At 46.6% G+C, this 20,779-nt stretch carries 20 protein-coding genes and 1 riboswitch; of the genes, 14 read left to right on the top strand and 6 right to left on the bottom strand.

Going from position 1 to position 20,779, the window contains the following annotated elements:
* Positions 1-155: 155 nt before the first annotated feature.
* Positions 156-977: an AraC family transcriptional regulator gene (locus tag WA407_RS24740; protein WP_336078617.1), complete on the bottom strand. Its 822-nt coding sequence runs from the start codon at positions 975-977 to the stop codon at positions 156-158.
* A 174-nt stretch (positions 978-1,151) separates the two neighbouring features.
* On the opposite strand from WA407_RS24740, the gene WA407_RS24735 reads away from it, so the two are divergent.
* Both WA407_RS24735 and WA407_RS24730 read left to right on the top strand, forming a co-directional pair.
* Entirely contained in the window at positions 1,152-3,344 is a 2,193-nt protein-coding gene (locus WA407_RS24735) for an alpha-galactosidase (RefSeq protein ID WP_336078616.1), read from the top strand.
* 24 nt (positions 3,345-3,368) lie between these two features.
* On the top strand, positions 3,369-4,802 hold the full coding sequence (locus tag WA407_RS24730; protein WP_235307234.1) for a PTS transporter subunit EIIC: 1,434 nt from the start codon (positions 3,369-3,371) through the stop codon (positions 4,800-4,802).
* A 195-nt stretch (positions 4,803-4,997) separates the two neighbouring features.
* On the opposite strand, the gene WA407_RS24725 is transcribed toward WA407_RS24730, so the two are convergent.
* Both WA407_RS24725 and WA407_RS24720 read right to left on the bottom strand, forming a co-directional pair.
* Positions 4,998-5,489 carry a DinB family protein gene (locus WA407_RS24725; protein WP_235307235.1) on the bottom strand — a complete coding sequence of 164 codons (492 nt, stop codon included), beginning with the start codon at positions 5,487-5,489 and terminating at the stop codon, positions 4,998-5,000.
* Positions 5,490-5,623: 134 nt separating this feature from the next.
* A complete protein-coding gene (locus tag WA407_RS24720; protein WP_023986992.1) occupies positions 5,624-6,238 on the bottom strand; it encodes a superoxide dismutase in 615 nt (204 codons plus the stop codon).
* A 521-nt stretch (positions 6,239-6,759) separates the two neighbouring features.
* Here WA407_RS24720 and WA407_RS24715 point away from each other — a divergent pair.
* From WA407_RS24715 to WA407_RS24685, 7 genes are all read left to right on the top strand, one after another.
* A complete protein-coding gene (locus WA407_RS24715; protein WP_069291098.1) occupies positions 6,760-7,185 on the top strand; it encodes a GNAT family N-acetyltransferase in 426 nt (141 codons plus the stop codon).
* A 131-nt stretch (positions 7,186-7,316) separates the two neighbouring features.
* Positions 7,317-7,901: a signal peptidase I gene (gene lepB, locus WA407_RS24710; RefSeq protein ID WP_235307236.1), complete on the top strand. Its 585-nt coding sequence runs from the start codon at positions 7,317-7,319 to the stop codon at positions 7,899-7,901.
* Between the two features lie 93 nt (positions 7,902-7,994).
* Positions 7,995-8,432 carry a ribonuclease HI gene (gene rnhA, locus WA407_RS24705; protein WP_023986996.1) on the top strand — a complete coding sequence of 146 codons (438 nt, stop codon included), beginning with the start codon at positions 7,995-7,997 and terminating at the stop codon, positions 8,430-8,432.
* Positions 8,433-8,527: 95 nt separating this feature from the next.
* Entirely contained in the window at positions 8,528-10,276 is a 1,749-nt protein-coding gene (gene queG / locus WA407_RS24700; protein ID WP_235307237.1) for a tRNA epoxyqueuosine(34) reductase QueG, read from the top strand.
* Positions 10,277-10,381: 105 nt separating this feature from the next.
* Entirely contained in the window at positions 10,382-10,636 is a 255-nt protein-coding gene (locus tag WA407_RS24695) for a YneF family protein (RefSeq protein WP_013308742.1), read from the top strand.
* A gap of 54 nt (positions 10,637-10,690) precedes the next feature.
* A complete protein-coding gene (gene folE / locus WA407_RS24690; protein ID WP_013308743.1) occupies positions 10,691-11,284 on the top strand; it encodes a GTP cyclohydrolase I FolE in 594 nt (197 codons plus the stop codon).
* A gap of 146 nt (positions 11,285-11,430) precedes the next feature.
* On the top strand, positions 11,431-12,276 hold the full coding sequence (locus tag WA407_RS24685; protein ID WP_336078615.1) for a lipoate--protein ligase family protein: 846 nt from the start codon (positions 11,431-11,433) through the stop codon (positions 12,274-12,276).
* A gap of 12 nt (positions 12,277-12,288) precedes the next feature.
* Here WA407_RS24685 and WA407_RS24680 read toward each other — a convergent pair whose 3' ends face one another.
* On the bottom strand, positions 12,289-13,668 hold the full coding sequence (locus tag WA407_RS24680) for a Fe-Mn family superoxide dismutase (RefSeq protein WP_235307239.1): 1,380 nt from the start codon (positions 13,666-13,668) through the stop codon (positions 12,289-12,291).
* 257 nt (positions 13,669-13,925) lie between these two features.
* Complete coding sequence (locus WA407_RS24675) at positions 13,926-14,963, bottom strand: alpha/beta hydrolase (RefSeq protein WP_235307240.1); 1,038 nt, start codon at positions 14,961-14,963, stop codon at positions 13,926-13,928.
* Positions 14,964-15,261: 298 nt separating this feature from the next.
* On the opposite strand from WA407_RS24675, the gene WA407_RS24670 reads away from it, so the two are divergent.
* Entirely contained in the window at positions 15,262-16,005 is a 744-nt protein-coding gene (locus WA407_RS24670) for an IclR family transcriptional regulator (RefSeq protein WP_061831535.1), read from the top strand.
* Between the two features lie 155 nt (positions 16,006-16,160).
* Positions 16,161-16,273, top strand: a riboswitch (TPP riboswitch).
* A gap of 185 nt (positions 16,274-16,458) precedes the next feature.
* A complete protein-coding gene (gene thiC, locus WA407_RS24665; RefSeq protein ID WP_336078614.1) occupies positions 16,459-18,303 on the top strand; it encodes a phosphomethylpyrimidine synthase ThiC in 1,845 nt (614 codons plus the stop codon).
* A gap of 124 nt (positions 18,304-18,427) precedes the next feature.
* On the opposite strand, the gene WA407_RS24660 is transcribed toward thiC, so the two are convergent.
* Positions 18,428-18,580 (bottom strand): hypothetical protein, encoded by a 153-nt coding sequence (locus WA407_RS24660; RefSeq protein ID WP_010348453.1) that lies wholly within the window; start codon positions 18,578-18,580, stop codon positions 18,428-18,430.
* A 508-nt stretch (positions 18,581-19,088) separates the two neighbouring features.
* On the opposite strand from WA407_RS24660, the gene WA407_RS24655 reads away from it, so the two are divergent.
* The 3 genes from WA407_RS24655 to WA407_RS24645 all read left to right on the top strand — a co-directional run bounded on the left by WA407_RS24655 (position 19,089) and on the right by WA407_RS24645 (position 20,715).
* Positions 19,089-19,925 carry a YitT family protein gene (locus WA407_RS24655; protein WP_023987004.1) on the top strand — a complete coding sequence of 279 codons (837 nt, stop codon included), beginning with the start codon at positions 19,089-19,091 and terminating at the stop codon, positions 19,923-19,925.
* Positions 19,926-20,122: 197 nt separating this feature from the next.
* Positions 20,123-20,323: an SdpI family protein gene (locus tag WA407_RS24650; protein ID WP_302058607.1), complete on the top strand. Its 201-nt coding sequence runs from the start codon at positions 20,123-20,125 to the stop codon at positions 20,321-20,323.
* A 44-nt stretch (positions 20,324-20,367) separates the two neighbouring features.
* Positions 20,368-20,715: a DUF1648 domain-containing protein gene (locus tag WA407_RS24645; protein WP_302058588.1), complete on the top strand. Its 348-nt coding sequence runs from the start codon at positions 20,368-20,370 to the stop codon at positions 20,713-20,715.
* Positions 20,716-20,779: the final 64 nt, after the last annotated feature.

Raw genomic sequence — 20,779 nt, 5'->3', positions numbered from 1 at the left:
TTTTTTTGGATGTCAGTCTAATACTTTATTTTTCAGTCTAGAACTTTATTTTCTTTTGACAATAGCGGCAGTATGGACATGAGGTTGATCCATGCTGCCGCTATTTTTCTGTTTTCTGGGAGGAATATGCCTAATTTAGTTGCGAACGAAGCGTGTTATTCCTGGGGGTTTTTTCGGTATTCGGATGGAGTCACCTTGTTGACCGTTTTGAACATTTTGGAGAATAGGAGTACATCTTTATACCCTACAGACCGAGCAATATCCCCGATTTTAAGGGAAGTATTTCTTAATAGGGAGCACGATTTTTCAATCCTCAAATGTAATAAAAATTCCTGTGGTGACTTATTTAGTTGCTGTTTAAATAAACGATGCAAATACGAACGGTCAATTGAAATGTACTTGGCAATGTCGCTTACGGTAATGAAGTGTGAATAGTTTTGTTGAATGAAGAGAAGCGCTTCTTTAATATACCGCTGCTGTCTTACCTCATGGTTGACTTCCTGATTAGGGTAATGTTCAAACATCAGATACAGAAATTCATACAGCTTGGATGCAAGCAGTAGGTCCTTGTTGGATTTCAGTGTAGAAGAAACGACGATGCTTTCCATACAGCGGGCAAGGCTGCCCTCTGCTTCAAACCGGAAAATGGGATTGTCCGTATTGATAGAGGTCCGGCTTAGATATTCTTTTGCTTGCACCCCATTAAAACCAATCCAGGCATATTCCCATGGGTCGACTTCATCCGCTTCGTAGTAAATTAAAACCTTCGGCTCAATAAAGAAAGCATCGTTTTTCTCCAAATGATAGATTTTATCGTTGACTTTAAAGATCCCTTTTCCTTTTAAAATATAATGCACCATATACCCGCTTCGAATGGCTGGACCATAAGAGTGCTTGCTGGTACAGCTTTCTTTGCCACATGTGTATAAATTGAGATCCAGGTTGTTATAGGAATGATTGGAAAAGTGTGAACTCATTTATTTTCACCCCTTAGTTCATCTCTGCATATTATCACACCGTTTCATATAGAGTCTACATTATTCCATATAATTATTGAAACTATTCAATTATTATTAGGATGTAAACAATGAGTAAACAACATAATTTATACTTTTCGGAAATCGTACTATTGGCGCTATAAGGAGGTTGCTATGACTATACACATCGATAAAGAGAAGCTTTTATTCCATTTACAAGGCAGCAATACGAGTTATGTCATGCAGGTTATACGAGATGGTTATTTAGCCCATCTGTATTGGGGAAAGAAAATTCAGAACTATCGGGGAAGCAATAAAATCATCTTTATGGATAGAGGATTTTCACCCAATCCCGATGGCTCGGATCGAGCCTTTTCACTGGATACTATCCCGCAAGAATATCCGTCATTTGGAAATAGTGATTTCAGGATTCCTGCGTATCAGCTTCAATTGGAGAATGGTTCTACAGTGACAGACTTTCGCTATAAAGAACATCGGGTTTACCAAGGAAAACCAAAATTGAAAGGGCTTCCTTCTACTTATGCAGAAGATGCTGGCGAAGTAGAAACTCTGGAAATCGTCCTTGAAGACCCATTAATTAATGTAAAGGTTGTACTATCCTATAGCCTATATCCAAAGCGGGATGTCATTACCCGTTCAGTCCGTTTCGATAATGAAGGTCGGCAGCAGCTAAAACTGCTTAAAGCGTTAAGTGCTAGTGTGGATTTTCGTGATGATGAATATGAACTAATTACCTTGTACGGTGCGCATAATAATGAAAAAAATATAGCAAGACGAAAAATTTTACCTGGAATTCAAATGGTAGACAGCTGTCGTGGAGCCAGCAGCCCTCAACAGGCACCCTTTATGGCACTTGTAAGAGAAGGAACAGATGAAGAACAGGGTGAAGTGTACGCCTTTAATCTGGTGTACAGCGGGAACTTTACGGCCCAGACCCAGGTAGATTCCTATCGGAACACAAGAGTCACGATGGGGATTAATCCTTTTGATTTTACATGGCTGCTTGAACCTGAGGAATCGTTCCAAACGCCAGAAGTGGTCATGGTATACACCGAAAACGGCTTGGGCGGCATGTCGAGAATTTATCATGAATTATACAGGAACAGATTATGTCGTGGGCCTTTTCGTGACAAAGAGCGGCCGATCCTGATTAATAACTGGGAAGCCACTTACTTTAACTTTGATGCCGACAAGATTGAGCAGTTGGCGAAGGAAGCTCAAAGTGTGGGAGTGGAACTGTTTGTATTGGATGATGGTTGGTTTGGAAAACGGGATGATGACAATACTTCATTAGGCGATTGGGTGGTGGATCGTCGCAAACTTCCAGATGGATTGCTGGATCTTGCAAACCGCATACGAAATCTGGGTATGGAGTTTGGTTTGTGGTTTGAACCTGAAATGGTATCCATAGACAGCGATTTATACAGAAGGCATCCCGATTGGTGTATCCATGTCTCTGATCGTCCGTATACGTTGGGAAGAAATCAACTGATGTTGGATTTATCGAGGAAGGAAGTGTGTGAGTACATTATTAAGTCGGTTTCCGATATTTTATCGGACGTTCCAATTACTTATGTAAAATGGGACATGAATCGTCACATGACGGATGTGGGTTCGGCAGCCTTGCCACCTGAGAGACAGAGGGAGACTGCGCATCGTTATATCCTGGGACTCTATAGTGTTATGGAAGAGCTTACATCAAGATTTCCCCATGTCTTATTTGAGAGCTGTTCTAGTGGAGGAGGCCGTTTTGATGCCGGCATGCTCTATTACATGCCTCAGACCTGGACGAGTGACAATACGGATGCCATTTGCCGACTGAAGATTCAATGGGGAACAAGTCTTGTCTACCCTCCGATTACTATGGGGGCACACGTCTCCACGGTACCCAACCATCAAGTGGGTAGAATAACTCCCTTGGAGACCAGAGGTTATGTCGCCATGGCCGGGAATTTTGGATATGAGCTGGATCTGACGACATTAACCGTTGAGGAAAAAGAAATAGTAAAAAAACAGATAGCTCTATATAAAGAAATTAGATCGCTCATTCAATTTGGGAAGTTTTATAGAATCATTAATCCGTTTGATGAAAATGAAGCTGCATGGAACTTTGTGTCGGAAGATCAAACGGAAATGGCGGCCAGCTATTTCAAGGTTTTATCCCAACCCGCAGCCGCGATTAAAACGTTAAAATTCAAAGGTTTGAATCCAGACTACGTTTATAGAAATGTAGAAACTGGCGAGCTGTTCGGCGGTGATGAATTAATGCATGTCGGCATAACGCTTGCCAGGGTAAAGCAGGACTTTTTAGGCATGTTCTGGAGATTTGTTAAAGAAGACATCTGATTCAGCTAGAGGAGGTTTTACTAGATGGAAGCAAAAGAAAAGCAGTATAAGCAAATTTCTCAAGAAATTTTAAAATATATCGGTGGTGAAGAGAACATTATCGGTGTGGCCCATTGTGCCACAAGATTAAGAATTGTACTTGAGGACAATGAAAAAGCGGAATTAAAAATGATTGAAGATATTGATCTGGTTAAAGGCGTTTTCATAGCGGGGGATCAACTACAGATCATTTTTGGAGCAGGGTTGGTCAATAATATCTATGCCGTGTTTTCCAAACTGACCGGAACGGAAGATATGTCATTAAGTGACGTCAAATCGAAGTCCGCACAAAGGCAAAATCCTTTTCAAAAAGCCATTAAATCGCTGTCAGATGTCTTCATTGAGATCATGCCTGGAATTCTTGCCGCCGCATTGTTAATGGGGATCACCGGTCTATTAGGCCAGAAGGGGCTATTCGGCCCTAAATCGATTGTGGAGATGTATCCAATTTTCCAAGGGATCAATCGCTTTGTTCAAATCGTTTCCACAGGTATTTTCACCATCCTGCCGCTGCTTGTTGTTTATTCTGCAACCAAGAGATATGGCGGCCGTCCGATTCTGGGGCTTGTGCTGGGTGCAATTATGCTTCATCCAGCCTTGGCGGACGCCTTTGAGGTAGCTAAAGGGAGCCAAAATCCGGAATCGATCAGTCTTTTCGGCCTTCCCGTACAGTTGGTAGGCTTTCAGGGCGGTATTATTATCTCTCTGATGATGGGATATGTGGTAGCCAAGTTGGATCAGTTTTTTAACAAAAAGGTTCCAGACATGATTAAACTATTTTTGGCTCCGTTGCTGACGGTCTTTGTTTCTTCCCTGCTATTGTTTACTATTATCGGCCCTCTTGGGCGAGAGTTGGCTAGTCTGGTGACTGTTTCGCTGCTTTGGATGACACAAAACCTAGGAATATTCGGTTTTATGTTTTTTGCAGGCATTCAGCAGATCATTGTTATTACAGGCTTACATCATGTTATGGGTGCGGTAGAAGCGCAGCTGTTAACCGATACAGGCAGAAATTTTATCAACCCATTGGCATCAGTAGCTTTGATGGCTCAAGGGGGCGCCGTTTTGGGGTATATTCTTTTGAATCGCAAAGACACCAAGGTTAAAGAAATGGGTTACTCTGCATTCGGGTCTGTACTTTTTGGAATCTCGGAACCAGCGATCTTTGGGGTCACTTTAAAGTATAAGTTCCCCTTGGTTGCTGGATGCCTCGGAGGAATGATTGCGGGAGCATATGTATATTTAAGCAAGCTGACAGCCATAGGATTCGGAACCACGGCTCTTCCTGGCTTTGCAATTGCCGCGTCAGAGAACCATGGTCATATGAATTATCTGATCGCTCATCTTATTGCCCTGTTATGTGGAGCATTATTTACATTGGCTTACGGTGCTTTCAAGAGTAAGAGGTCAACAGTCTGAACCAAGAGAGTATGAACAGGTTGGACAAAATTAGTAAGGTACCATCAAGTTTTTATGAAAACGGGTAAAAATAATAGAACCTTCGTGGAATGGACAAGAGAGCATAGATGATAAAGTAAAAGAGCCGACCTCAGTCGTTAAAAACGACCGGGGACGGCTCTGAGTCACATGAATATATTTGTATGTTCGTTAAAGCTAATCGATTCCACTATCGCTTTCAATCAGCCCTTTGCCGATTACATTGGCCGAAACTGGAGGCTTGCCGAGCTCCCGGGACCATACGGACAGTTGCCCGATATGATGAATCTGGTGGGCGATAACATGACGCATCACCTCGCCCCAGGCATCAATTACAATCCTGCCGTCCGGGAGGTGATCTTCGAACCTATTCCGTTCCAGACCATCATGCCAGGCGAGCACGAACGGCTCGACATCGAGTCGAAACTTTGCATCCAGCTCACGGACTTTGTCGAGCGTATCATAGAGAGAGAAGTCCTCTTGAAAGTCGGGTTTGCCCTGAATCGTTTGAATCCAGCTCCACTCCACATCAACGATATGAAAGAGTGTCTTTAGAATGCCGCCGACTCCGCCGACGCGTTGTTTCAGTAATTCCTCCTGTGATACCTCCTCACACCAGCGGTACCATTGTTCCCGAATCATCCAGTTGTAACGAAAAAAAGTCTGCATCCATCAACCTCCAGAGCTGTATTTGAGAATCAACTCCACCAGTTTACCATGGAATGCCAAAAGGGCTGTCTCATTCGTAGAAAATCTACTTTTGAGACAGCCCTTTATTATAGGATAGAGATGTTGTTACTGGCTTATTTCTTTGCAGCCGCGTAACGTTTGTTTACTTCATCCCAGTTGATTACATTGTAGAATGCTGCAATGTAGTCTGGGCGTTTGTTTTGATATTTCAGGTAGTAAGCATGCTCCCAAACGTCCAGTCCAAGTACCGGAGTCAGACCTTCAGACAGCGGGCTATCCTGGTTTGGAGTGCTAGTGATCGCCAGTTTGCCGTCTTTGCCGACAACCAACCAAGCCCAGCCGCTACCAAAACGTGTTGTAGCTGCTTTAGTGAAGTCTTCTTTAAATTTGTCGTAGCCGCCCAGCTCGTTGCTGATTGCTTCAGCAATAGCACCTGTCGGTTGTCCGCCGCCGTTAGGACCGATAACTTCCCAGAACAGGCTGTGGTTGTGGTGTCCACCACCGTTGTTGCGAACCGCAGTGCGGATGCTTTCAGGAACGCTGTCCAGATTGGAGATCAGATCCTCCAGGCTTTTGCTTTGCAGTTCAGGAGCGCTCTCCAGAGCTGCGTTTAAGTTTGTTACATATGTGTTATGGTGACGATCATGGTGAATTTCTACTGTCAGTGCATCAATGTGCGGTTCCAGTGCGTCTTTTGCGTAAGGAAGTTCTGGTAATTGAAATGCCATAGTAAAATCCCTCCTGGTTATATGGTTGGGTAAGTGTTCCTATGTAATAATACCCTCGATAGTTATATTAAACCGCATTCAGCCTATTTTATCAACATTTTTGTTTGTAAAATAGCAAACCGGGCAATACGGCCTGGTAGCTAGCATGTCCAAAAACCCGATTGGAATACACAATACATAGGTAATAAGAGGTAAATTGTGAACTTTAAAATGTAAACGCTTTATATACAGCGCTTACATGAGAAAAAGGGATGTATTCCGTCAAAAAGTATGGTTTAATGGTCAAGGAAGCAGAAATTTCGGCTTTTTTGTCGTCTGCTATAATCTGTCATGTCTATGACATGACGAACTTGAGGGCATACACCCTTTTCCTGTTCTTCATTTCATATATAGCAGATCGTATGCATTTTTATCATAATGCCTTGTGATTAACACCATGATAAGAAATTTAAGGATTTATGTAAAAATGACGGTGCTGTCTCAATTTTTTTATTATGCTTACGAAAAGGGAGATATTACTTATGCACGTTCGTTCCTTTCAATTAAGTGATGTGAACTCAGTAACGGAACTCATGCAAATTGCCTTGTCAGAGGAGTGCTACAAAGAGACGGTGAGTGCGTTTGCCCGTCAGCTTTCGTGGGATTCCGGTTTGATCATCGTTGCAGAAGAAGAGGGAGAGATCGTTGGTGCTTTGATCGGCACGATGGATCAGAATGATGGTTGTTACTATCGTATCGCTATTCACCCGGATCGTCGTCGGATGGGAATCGGCAAATCGCTTGTGGAGTCCATGGAGCAGCGTTTTCAGCAACGTAAGGTTAGCCGTATTTGGGTAGCAGGGGACAAGCATAACAGTGCGGCCATGCCTTTGTACGAAGCGATGGGCTATGGAGCAAGCCAGATTTTACAGGCTTTTCAGAAGCTGAGTATTTTGGCGCCTCATTAATCGGGAATCGAAATAAAGAGAATTGAATAACATTAAGTATAATATTTACATTTAGAGCATATCTGAGTAACCGTTGCAATCGGGTACGGGATATGCTTTTCTATTTATAACAGGGTTGAGGAGGTTTAATTATGGACGCTTTGGCTCCTTCGTCAGGCCCGCTTCCCTCGCCGGAAACGTCCAAACAAGCAGGCCGCTCTGGTTACATACGCGATTGGTTAGTCACTCTGCTGATCGCCATGGTCGTCTTGCTGCTTCTGAACCTGTTCGTATTTAACTTGTCCACGGTCAGAGGACATTCGATGCAGCCGACGCTAATGGAAAGCCAGCATTTGTTCGTTAACAAACTGGTTTATAATTTTCATGATCCGGGCAGGGGGGACATTGTGATTTTAAAAGATCCCGATTCCAAGCTGTCGAGCCCAAGATTTTTAGTGAAGAGAGTCATAGGTATTCCCGGAGATGTCATCCGAGTTGAACATAATCAATTGTATGTGAACGGTGAACTACTAAATGAACCTTACACCAACTCTGACGTGGAGGATGGTGATTATGGTCCTTTTACGGTGGAGCCGGAGCACTTTTTTGTCATGGGGGATAATCGCCATATTGCAGCAAGCAAGGATAGCCGCTATTTTGGCAGCATTAAATCTCAAGATTTACTGGGACGTGCAGAATTTATATTTTGGCCGATATCTGAGTGGAAATGGCTATAGAGCAACTATAGTCTGAAATCAATGCGGAACACGTCCAAACCGATCAGGACCATGACGGAGCAGGCGGTTACCGATGAGGAAAGGAAGAGGATGATGAAAGAAGTGATGGTATATACCGACGGTGCTTGTTCGGGAAATCCGGGCCCTGGGGGCTGGGGCATCGTTTTGCTGTATGGGGAGCATCGTAAGGAGCTGTCAGGTGCCGAGAAAATGACGACAAACAACCGTATGGAGATCAAGTCCGTGATTGAAGCGCTAAAGCTGCTCAAGGAGCCTTGCCATGTGAAAGTACACAGTGACTCAGCCTATGTCGTCAATTGCTTTAAACAGGGCTGGATTAAGAATTGGCTTCGTAATGGCTGGCGCAACAGTAAAAATCAGCCAGTGGAGAACAAGGAACTATGGGAAGAACTGTGGGAACTGATGGGTAAGCATGAGGTTGAATATGTAAAGGTTAAGGGGCACAGTGACAACGAACTGAATAATCGCTGTGATTTTCTGGCGACCAGTGCTGTTAAAAATTTACGGTAGCATCTGCTGCTATTTTCTGTTGAAATTTGAGGTATGGGAATTTTGCAAATCCTCATATCTGTAATGATAAAAAGTGGAAGAGAGGTGAGTATCGGATGCAACGCGGATTGACTCAGGCGGCTGCCGGAACCGCTTTGACTTGGGCTGCGCTCAAGCAGGAAATTATTGAGGCAGCTCCAGGGCTGGGTATCGACTCCATCGGGTTCGCATCCGCTGACCCCTTTCTGTCTCTGAAAGCTATATTGGAAGAGCATCGTGCGAAAGGCTATGAATCCGGCTTTGAGGAGCCAGATATTGATAAGCGGATCTACCCGGAGCTGTATGGCTCACAGCCTGCATCTCTGATTGCTATTGCGGTGGCGTACCCTTCTAAAATGAAGGACCCGCCGAAGTCGGACAAGGGGAAGTACCGTGGCATTTTGGCGCGTTCAGCCTGGGGGAAAGATTATCATCTGGTACTACGCGAAGCGATGGAAAAGCTTGAGGCTTTTATAAGTGAGCGGGTGCCTGATGCCATATTGAAAAACATGGTGGATACCGGAGAACTGTCGGATCGAGCCGTTGCGGAACGCGCAGGGATTGGTTTTAGCGGCAAAAATACGATGATGATTTCACCGACGCTGGGATCATGGATTTATCTAGGTGAGCTGTTGACGAACATTCCTTTCCAGCCAGATGAACCGGTAACGGATGGTTGCGGCGAGTGTACCAAATGTTTGGATGCCTGTCCTACGGGCGCGCTTGTGGGTCCTGGGCAGCTGAATGCCCAGCGGTGTGTGTCCTTTTTGACGCAAACGAAGGGCTTTCTGGATGAGGAGTTTATGCGGAAGATAGGGAATCGGCTGTACGGATGTGATACCTGCCAAATGGTATGCCCCAAAAATCGGGGTCTCAACTGGGATCACCATCCCGAGCTTACACCCGATCCTGAAATTGTGAAGCCGTTGCTGCTGCCGTTATTGGATTTGAGCAACCGTGAATTTAAAGACCGATTCGGTCAAAGTGCGGCGGCTTGGCGGGGGAAGAAGCCCATTCAACGCAATGCGGTCATTGGACTGGGCAATTTCAAGGATATCAGTGCGGTGCCCAAATTAACGGAGGTTTTATTGGATGATCCACGTCCCGAGCTGCGAGGCACGGCGGCGTGGGCTTTGAGTCGAATAGGAGGGGAAAACGCTATGACAGCGATCAAGCAAGCATCAGAGAAGGAACAACATGAGCAAGTACGCGAAATGATCGCGCAAGCGCATTCCAAACTAGAGGAACAAGAGCAGACAGAACAGCAAAAGGCGTCTGAATCATCAAAATCAGAAGTAACGGCCGAGGACTCGCAGGGTCCAACTACGATTTATTATGATGAAATGGAGACACCTGTGGGCACGTTGACGCTGTGCGCTACAGATCGGGGGCTGTGCCGAATAGACTATGGCGTTTTCCATGCGAAGGAAGCACTGCTTCAGCAATGGGCCCGAACATGGATTGGGGAATATGTCTATGTGCAGGAGCCGGAAAAGCTGCGCGAAGCCGCGGATCAACTGCGTGAATATTTTGCGGGAGAACGACGGGAATTCAGCATAGCCTATGATTTGAGAGGCACTCCTTTTCAAGAGCAGGTATGGCGTGCATTGCAAAATATTCCGTACGGACAAAGTGTGTCCTACAAAGATATTGCAGAATCGATCGGACGAGCCAAGGCGGTACGTGCTGTGGGTGGAGCCAATAACAAAAATCCGTTACCCATTCTGTTTCCATGTCACCGGGTATCGGGTGCTAACGGAAGTTTGGTCGGTTATGCTGGAGGCTTACCAGTCAAGACGAAGCTGCTGGATTTGGAGAAACAATAAGGACATATGTTTGCAAAAAGTGATTTGCTAGCTGTCCCATGTTTTGCTATGATAGGTTCGTGCAATTCAAGATGTTTCATATAAATATACAGAGGTGACGACTTCGTGGTGTGGAATATTGTCATTCCGATTATTACCCTGATTGCTGGTTTGGTTGGGGGATTTTTCATCGGTGCTTATTATCTTCGTAAACAGCTTGAAAAGATGCAAAACGACCCTGAAACGCTGCAAAAAATGGCCAAACAGATGGGTTACAACCTGAATGGGAAACAAATGCAAAAAGCCCAGCAGATGATGAAGAACCAACAGTTCTCCAAAAATCAGCCTGGTCCGCGTAAAAATCAGGGCCGTCGGAAATAATGAGCAACGTGAGCACGGATGCCGCATGAGGTTGCTGCATAGAGGAGGATTACTGTGGCTGGCGTAAAAGATTATATTAACCGCAAAGCTGCGGATAACCGGGATAAAATCGAGTACCATGTGGAGCAGATTTTACAACTGATCGGTGAGGACCCCAAGCGTGAAGGGTTATTGGAAACACCGGCACGCGTTGCGCGCATGTATGAGGAAATATTTGCGGGTTATGAGGTTGATCCCCGGGATGCGCTGGGTGTGACATTTGACGAGAATCACGAGGAGCTTGTGATCGTGAAGGACATCGTTTATTACAGCCAGTGTGAACACCATATGGCTCCTTTCTTCGGAAAAGTGCATATCGGCTATGTACCCAGCGGCAAAATTGTAGGACTGAGCAAGCTTGCACGCCTGGTAGAGGCAGTGACCCGCCGATTGCAGGTACAGGAGCGTATTACATCACAGATCGCTGATATTTTAAATGAAGCGGTCTCCGCTCACGGGGTTATGGTGGTCGTGGAAGGCGAGCACCTGTGCATGTGTGCAAGAGGCGTCAAAAAGCCTGGTAGCAAAACGGTAACATCTGCGGTACGCGGTACGTTTCGTGATGATGCAGCGCAGCGCGCAGAATTTCTGTCGCTGCTCAAGGATTGATCGAACATCGCAAGACGTTTATGTGATGAACAAAAAAGGGTGGTTTACGCATAGGCGTAGCCACCTTTTTTTGTTAACATCAGAAATAGAGACGACGGGATAGCCGCCTTAAAATTACGATTTGCCTATGGATAAGGGGATAACGTATGGAGAATGTACATAGATCAACAGAAAAAACAACAGCTTTGCCTCAGTTGCAGTGGTTTGAAGCGCCACTCGCGGCCACTCAGGAGGACGTTTTGTCTCCGCTGGCTTGGGAGGAGCTGGCCTGTCGGCAAGTAGGGAAAGGAGCTGCACCCATTTTGCATCTTTGGCGGCATCCGTCAGCGCTTGTGATCGGTCACCGGGACCGCAGGCTTCCCTACGCCCCGCAGGCGATGGAGCGAGTGCGCAGCGCGGGAACCTCGGTATGCGTACGCCCCTCGGGTGGAGCAGCCGTCATGCTGGACAGGGGGGTGCTGAACCTGTCCTTGATCCTGCCGAATCCACAGCGGGCCATCAGCCTGCATGAGGATTTTCGGCTCATGGCAGCGCTAATTGCCGATGCGCTGGTTCCGTGGTCTGGCGAGGCGCAGACCGGAGAAATCCCTGGGTCCTTCTGTCCCGGGGATTACGATGTCAGCGTCCGAGGCCGCAAGTTTTGCGGCATTGCACAGCGGCGCCAAGCCAAGGCGTATATCATCACAGCCTTCGTGATGATTGAGGACAGTGGTGTAGAGCGTGCACAGGCGGTACAGGAGTTCTACACAGAGGCAGCCGGGGACACGTCGGCAGGCGTGCAGCAGCAGGATTACCCCCGGGTGAATCCAGCAACGATGGGTAGCCTGGCAGAGCTGGCTGGAGTGCCGTCTGTTGAGGCGTACACGGCATCTCTGCGCCGTGTCGTTGAGAGCCGGACAGCCGTTTTACCTGCCGCTGGCTGGCTGGTACAACCGGAAGGATTGACCGAACAAATGGCAGCACTCAGAGAGCGATACGATTTGCAGGTGTAGTTTTTCTTTAGCTTAGAAGGGTTGCCATCTCAGTTTGGAGGCTTGGGTATAGCGCTCTGCAACCTCTGGCCAGTTAACGACATGCCACCAATCTTCAATGTATTTGTTGCGTTCGGCCTGATGCTTTAAGTAATATGCATGTTCCCATACATCTAGCGCTAGCAGCGGAATGGACTCCCATTGAGTCAGATTCTGGTGCTTTTCGGCCTGCAAAATTTCAAGTCGTCCCGCGCGTGGACTCCATACCAGGATAGCCCAGCCGCCACCCTCGACCTTTTCGGCTGCTGAACTGAATTGCTTTTTGAATGCCTCGTAGCTGCCAAAATCCTTTTTAATCTGTTCAGCCAGCGGGCCGCTTGGGTTTCCACCACCTTGAGGACTCATGATCGTCCAAAAAAGAGTATGCAGATAATGGCCTGCGCCGTTGAATGCCAGTTCCCGTTCCCAATGTTTTACGAGGTCAAAATCACCTGTTTTTCGGGCTTCTTCCAGTTTCTTTTCCGCTTTATTCAGGTCATTCACATAGCTCAAATGATGCTTGTTATGGTGAATACGCATTGTTTTCTCATCAATATACGGTTCAAGCGCATTATAGGGGTAAGGGAGCGGCGGTAGCCGATGTCCCCCAATAGGAACCGACCGGCCGATTGAGGTTTTTTCCGTTGCCGAAGGTTGCGCCTGGCTGGACTTGACGCCTTTAGTCGTCCATGCGCCTTCTCCCCTTATGCCTGCCTGCCGTTCTCGAAACGCTTCCTCTGGGTAATTCTCACCCTCTGTAGCTACATGATACAACCTAGCAGCCCTTGCGATGGAGCCAGGTTCCTGAAAGGGGGTTGTCGAGATCAGGAAATATTGGCTTTCATGTGCCGCGTGTAATACAACTCCGGCGGATTTTGGTTGCTGACGCAATGCATGACTGTGCTCGCTTAGCAGCCCGAGCTGTCGTACATACTCCTGTGACTGACGGTTTGCGGTTTGCAGCAAATCGTCTAATCGACGATTTAATTCTTGTGAGTCAAGCTGAGAGTTTGAGGCTGACTCTGACAATGGCATCTTTACAGATGATGATGCGTCTAATCCTCTTGACTGTTTTGAATGTTCAGTGAATTCGTGTGTATGTGCTTGTGGAGCAGCCGACATCTGTTTCCACTCCTGATGCCACGCCTGATCTGCCGGATCGAGTGCGCTCCGTTGCTCTTCAAGCAGCTCTATGGCGGTGCGTTCCGTCTGTTCGAATACAGTCCGCCAATCATCCAGCAGCCGTACATAAGTAGGCTCTAGTCCCTCGGTAGCGGATTTAATCACTTCCACATGCCAACTTTCCTGCTGCTTCCAATGCCGAATTTCCTCCAGCACACGTAAGGGCAGGAAAGACCCATAAGTACTCAGCATCGTTTTTTACCTCCCGTATCCCACTATGGCTATCCGGCCGATCTGGCAGATCTGCCCTGGACGCATACGTACCCAGTATATTCACTGTCTCATCGGAAATATGTCTATGAACTCCCTTAATCCGGTCACATCTGTTACTAAAACAATGAATACCCATGGAACACGAAAAAGAAGCCCAGCTACGGCACGGGTTAAGTGTCCATAGACAGGCTTCTTCCAGGCGAAGAATAGAATATAGTTCTTCGAAAAATAATTTTTTACTTCGTATTCGTTTGTTTGTGGGCATCAGCGGTGGTTTTCTTGTCCTCCAGCTCCTGTACACTGCTTAGAAACGTCGATACCCGTCGCAAATATTCACGAGGGTGCTCTCTGAAAATAAGCTCATGTATCCCGTTTTTAACAATCCATACACTGGAAAGCGGGTTGGTTTGATTGGCAGCGAGCTTTTCCGCAATAGGATAAGGAGCTTTTTCATCCTGTGTACCATGCACAAACATAATCGGGAACGGGTAGTTTTCCTTTTTAACCTCCTGATATGGAATCTGATGCAAGCTGGTGCCGTTCAAAATTGGAAACAGCAACTCCAGAATTTCCAAAGACGGATGTCTTGGCAGATTAATTTGATTGTGAATGTTATGGTACAGCGTATCCGGTTCCAGCAGGAAGGTGCTGTCCAAAATCATTGCGTCCACATCCTTGGTTTGCAAGCCCGCCTGAAGAGCGGTTCCTGCCCCCATGGAGAAGCCCCATACGATAATCTCCGACGAGCCGCGTTGCTTCGCAAGCTGAATTGCTCCGAGGAGCTGTTGGGATTCTGCTTTGCCTCCGGTTGCGACTGCTTTGCTGTTTTGTGACGCAAATCCATAATCGAACATGACCACATTAAAGTTCAAACTGTGGGCATAATGCGCCAGATCATACATGGGAATCCAGCTTTCTTCGCGGTTAGCCCCATAACCATGGCTGAAAATAATCGTTTTCCGCGATTGATCCGCCGGGATATACCAGCCTTGTACCATGCGGCTACCATCCTTGGCAGGGAAGCTGACTTCCTCATAAGGCATGCTTTTGGCCTGCATCGGATTAGAGTACAGTGGTGCAACGGTGGGATTCGTAAGTACCCATGCGATGTAAGCATGCAAGGCAATAAAACAAAACAACAGAAAAAAGACGACCGACAGCAGCAGAGCTATCACAACGTGCTTGAACCGCAGCAGACGGGGATTAAAGAGTGGGGTGGACGGCTCCTGAACAGCGGTCTGTAGCTGAGCGTTGCGCTGGGATGTCGAAATCATGTAAGAGCCTCCTTATATAAAATTGATCTTCGTTTCATAGAATATAGGTATAATTCCACTTGAAAATAGTAGTGTAGATCCGTATAGATACCTATTATCGTATGATGGGGATTATCCAAAGTCAACGCCTGAACCGGAAAAGTAAAAATGATGCAAAGAATTGTCGATGTTTGTTCTCGTTCTGTAATATGGTTGTCACAAAAACATCGGTTTACAGTAGCCGCGACTATTCTATATAATTTATGTAACCATGTTTCATAGTGTGAAACGAATATGGATACAAGAGGAGCGGTTCACGATGGAAGACCGTAAATTAACCGTTCGCGCTGTAGAGCGTGCACTTGATATACTGCTGTGTTTTACCGCAAATTCGGATCTTGGCCTGACGGAGATTGCCTCCAAAATTGGTCTACATAAAAGCACGGTTCATCGGCTGCTGACTACGTTGGAGGATCGGGGCTTTGTCGTTCGGAATGCCGAAACGGAAAAATATCGACTTGGCTTCCGCATTTGGGAGCTATCCACGCATTTGTCCCAAAGTGACGAGCCGGCGGTGCTGTTACAACCTGCAATGGAAGGACTACGTGACCGTCTGGGGGAGACGGTCAGCTTGTACTTACGGGACGGCAGTATGCGTATTCGCATACAAGCCGTGCAGAGCAATCAGGCGATCCGCAGGGTCGCGCCTGTAGGTGCGCGTATGCCGCTGGCTGTAGGGGCCTCCAGCAAGGTGCTGGCGGCCTTTATGCCGCCGCAGGAGCTGGAAGCCCTGCTAAGCGGGGATGAATGGCCGCCCTCAGTAGACCCGGAGGTCTATAAAGCCCAGCTGCAGGACATTCGCGAGAAGGGCTATGCGACCAGCTATGAAGAACGGGAGCCAGGGGCTGCTGCTGTGGCAGCGCCAATTGTGAACCGGAAGGGACAGGTCACTGCGGCTTTATCTGTATCCGGCCCGGTCAGTCGACTTGCACCCGAGACGCTACATGACTTTGCTCCGATTTTGATCGAAGCGGCGAAGGAAATGGGGCTTATGCTTCCGTAACAAGAATGAACACAGTTGAAGCAAGCAGAGTGATTTGATAGGGAGTGTCTTCTTGGTAAAAGGGTACCTAGAAGGGTTGCCAAAGCCATAAATTTGAAGTAGTCTGGTAAGGAAGGCGGATGTCTGTTATATCCGCCTCATGTGAATAGAAGTATCACAGTTACTGGGGGAGCCTGTAATGCCGGGCTGAGATGGAATCGTGCAAGATTCCGGACCCTTTGCACCTGATCTGGATCATACCAGCGTAGGGAAGTAATCGGCCATTGAAATGTATACGCGGCTGCTGTCTTCAGTGGCGCATTGGAATGGATATTCCATATGCGCACTGTCTGGACAGCTGCCTCGTTAGATTAGCCGGTTCCCTGGGGAACCGGCTTTTTTGCATAGATCAGCGCCACCCTGGGAATGGTTCCGGATCGGTGTGTCATTTCATCGAAACGGGAGGAATGGACAATGAAACCGACAGAAGCAGAAGGAACAAAAGGAACAGAATTGAAATCAGCAGAAGTAAGATTGGTAGGAACAAAAGAAGTTGAGGTAGAGAAGACAAACGGGGAGCAAGCCAGTGGGGTAACGCCCTTTCCAGGAAGCCGTAAGGTATATATTCAAGGCTCGCGGCCGGACATTGCCGTGCCAGAGCGCGAAATTGCTCTTCATCCTACACATACGCCGCAGGGCACGGAGCATCATGAGCCATTGCGTGTATATGATACAAGCGGTCCCATGACCGACAAAGCCTATCAGGTCGATATCCGTCAGGGCCTGCCTCCATTACGGCGAGCTTGGGCACTGGAACGGGGCGATGTGGAGGCTTACGAGGGACGCGCCGTCAAGCCGGAGGATAATGGACTGAAACCTGGCTCCAAACGGGAGACAGTGGAATTTCCCGGCGTGACCAATCGTCCGCTTCGTGCTTCGCAAGGGCGTACAGTGACGCAAATGCATTATGCGCGGCAAGGGATCATTACGCCCGAAATGGAATTTGCGGCGATCCGCGAAGGGGTCGAGCCTGAGTTTGTACGGCAGGAATTGGCGGCTGGACGAGCCATTTTGCCTTCGAATATCAATCACCCGGAAAGTGAGCCAATGGTCATTGGGCGTCATTTTCACGTGAAGATCAATGCGAACATTGGTAATTCTGCGGTTACCTCCTCCATCGAGGAGGAAGTGGAGAAAATGACTTGGGCGGTGCGTTGGGGCTCGGATACGGTTATGGACCTGTCCACAGGCCGTAATATCCATACAACACGTGAATGGATCATTCGGAATTCTCCTGTACCGATTGGGACTGTGCCGCTGTATCAGGCACTTGAAAAGGTGAACGGTGAAGCAGAAGCGCTGACGTGGGAGTTGTATCGCGATACGCTGATTGAGCAGGCGGAGCAGGGAGTGGACTATTTTACAATTCATGCGGGTGTATTGCTGCGGTATATTCCGATGACGGCGAATAGAATGACGGGAATTGTATCCCGAGGCGGGTCAATCATGGCAGCCTGGTGCCTTGCGCACCATCAGGAGAATTTTTTGTATACACATTTTGAAGAAATTTGCGAAATTATGAAAGCCTATGATGTGGCCTTTTCTCTCGGAGATGGTCTACGTCCAGGTAGTATCTATGATGCGAATGATGAAGCACAGTTTGCAGAGCTGGAAACGTTGGGCGAGCTAACGCAAATCGCATGGAAGCATGATGTTCAGGTCATGATTGAAGGGCCGGGACATGTCCCTATGCATAAAATCAAAGAGAATGTGGATTTACAAATGGAGATTTGTAAGGAAGCTCCTTTCTATACCTTGGGACCGCTCACGACGGATATTGCCCCCGGATATGATCATATTACCTCAGCCATCGGGGCGGCGATGATCGGTTGGTTCGGGACGTCCATGCTGTGCTATGTTACGCCTAAGGAGCATTTGGGTCTGCCCAATAAGGATGATGTCCGCGAGGGTGTCATTACCTACAAAATTGCGGCACATGCTGCCGATCTGGCGAAGGGGCATCCACGAGCGCAGCAGCGGGATGATGCTTTGTCCAAGGCGCGCTTTGAGTTCCGCTGGCGGGATCAGTTCAATCTGTCGCTTGATCCCGAGCGTGCCTTGTCCTACCATGATGAAACGCTACCGGCAGAGGGCGCCAAGGAAGCACATTTTTGCTCGATGTGCGGCCCTAAATTTTGTAGTATGCGTATCACTCAGGACATTCGCGCCTATGCAGCGGATAAGGGGCTGAACACCCAAGAAGCAGTAGCTGTCGGGATGCGTGAGAAGGCAGAGCAGTATCGGGATGGCGGTCAGTAAAACGAACGTGGAGTTTAGGAACGTATGAATTAAAAAAGCCGTGGTTCTCTACAGTCAATGTAGGAAACTACGGCTTTTTAGCTTCTTATGTAAAGTGGGATCATTCAACCGGATAAACGGCGCCTTATTTTTTACCCATTTTTTCATTCAAAATGTCCTGAAAGCTGAGCTTCTTCTCCGAGCTATCTTCTTTCTTCTGCATACTCACCGCGTTGGCACGTTGGTATTGGTGGTGAAAGGGCATCAGGGTGTGGACGGTTAAGTTCATTGTATTCATGTAGGTCATTCCTCCAATTCCATATTGTCAAATTCAGATTGAGTTGCTTAGGACGTCTGTATAGGACTATTTGTATGTACTTGATGTCGTAATACCGTGTAGGTTGCTTGGTAATGTTTCAATCATTATACCCACATTTTCTCAAAGTAAAACGCTTTTGACATAAAACAGGAAGATGGTCATATGTGTCCAAAATTTGGATTAGGAGGATGGTCATTTTAGGGGAAAATGTGCCTAGGTCTAAAACAAGGGCTAGAGGCCCGTTTTCTTAGTTTAGTAGTCGGGATTGTGTTTTTTTGTCGAATAACCTTGTAAAAGGAGGATTTTGCGGAATCCTCAAGTCAGGATTGAGGCAGTCTGGTGGCGAATTAAAGTGTCAAAGTTGTATTGACTTTATGTTTGGTAGTAGATACCATGAACTGGTTGTCAGCGTATTTTGGCAACAAGAGTCAGCCAATCCATCTGGCGATTCATCCTTTGAAATGTTAGAGAGAGGATTAGAGCATATATGAAAAAAAGTATTGCAGACATCGCATTTATTATTCTGGGAGCGTTTTTTTTCGCGCTAGCTGTTAATCTGTTTGTGATCCCGAATGAATTTGGCGAGGGGGGCGTTACAGGGGTCACGATCATCCTGTACTACCTGTTTCAGTGGTCTCCCTCGATCGTCAATCTGGTGATTAATGGCTTGCTGCTGATTGTCGGATATAAATTTTTGGACAAGAGAACGACCTTGTACACTATAATTGCGGTCGCTTTTAACTCGCTGTTTTTACATTTAACGGTCAACTGGCGGATTGATTCGCATGAACCGACGATTAATGCTGTATTTGCCGGAGTTTTGGTGGGGGTCGGCATTGGCTTAATCGTACGGGTAGGTGGCACAACGGCAGGAACGGTCATTTTAGCCCGGATCGCCAACAAGTATCTGGATTGGAATATCAGCTATGGCTTGCTGTTTTTTGATTTGATTGTCGCATTCTCTTCCTATTTTATTATTGGTCCGGAAAAATTGATGCTAACTATCGTTATTTTGTACGTTGGTACAAAGGTGATGGACTTCATGATCGAAGGACTGAACCCGAAAAAAGCAGTCATGATCATTTCGGAGCACCAAGATAAAATTGCCGAGATGGTCATTACGAAAATGGATCGTGGAGTTACCGTCCTGTCAGGCCACGGCTATTACACTAAAAATCCAAAAGAAGTGCTGTATATCGTCATTAGTAAACAAGAGGTGTCAGCGCTTAAAAAGATAGTCAAAGCCATCGACACAGCAGCATTCATCACCATTCATGACGTGCGGGACGTGTTCGGAGAGGGTTTCCTGGATATTTCGAAGTAACTCGTATGCACGAAGGTAAGGTTATAGGAGAATATTGTTGGAAGTCGGTCCTGAGAGGATCGGCTTTTTGTTTTTGTGATGTTTCTTCCATTTTTGGTATTGGAAAATATGCATAATAAAGAGGAGTCACTCAATTCCTGTTATGGAGGGTTTGGCGGGATGGAGAATAAGGGTAATTATGACGTAAGTTTCCTTGGCTGCTTTCGAATGAAAGCGCTTGGAAGAAAACGCATCGTATCTCTGCTTATATTTGGATAGCCTTTGGCTTAATCGGGATCGCTATAGGATTAGGACAAGAAGTTAATGTGTATATGGTGCTCGCATCTTGTTTGCCGACGATGATTAGTTTTATTACTTCTCTCTTTCTAAGTCATAGGTATAAAAATATAGACTGCTGATATCTGTATAATGCAGATCGATTTAGCATATTAGGGGGATTTCCATGAGAAGTAAATTAAATTTTTCTAATGTATTGTCTTTTCTTATTTCTGTTTTGCCTTTAGTCATCTACTTTTTCATGTATCCGAGAATGCCTAGGAATGTAGCAATCCACTACAATTTCAATGATGTGGCTGACCGTTTTGTTGACAAATCCTCCCCTGAGGTATGGTTGTTGTGTGGAATTAGTCTCATATCTTTTATAATTATGCTAATGCTTCAACCCTATCTCAGTCGTCAGTTCAAGAGCGAAGAAGGCTCTGTAATCATGGAAAGCCTGCCTGGTCTCTTCACACTCCTTATAACCCTAGTGTTCTCAGTTCTCGGCATATGTTTCCTTTTAAAAGCTTAAAGCATATAAAAAATCCCCTCTCAATTCGCAGTTTCCACTGCATTTGGAGGGGATTTCGTTATTT

Origin of the sequence: Paenibacillus sp. 203, from assembly GCF_037027525.1 — a bacterium.
Lineage (GTDB): Bacteria > Bacillota > Bacilli > Paenibacillales > Paenibacillaceae > Paenibacillus > Paenibacillus polymyxa_B.
The sequence above is the reverse complement of the archived record's forward strand: the minus strand, read 5'-3'. Positions and strand labels throughout refer to the sequence as shown.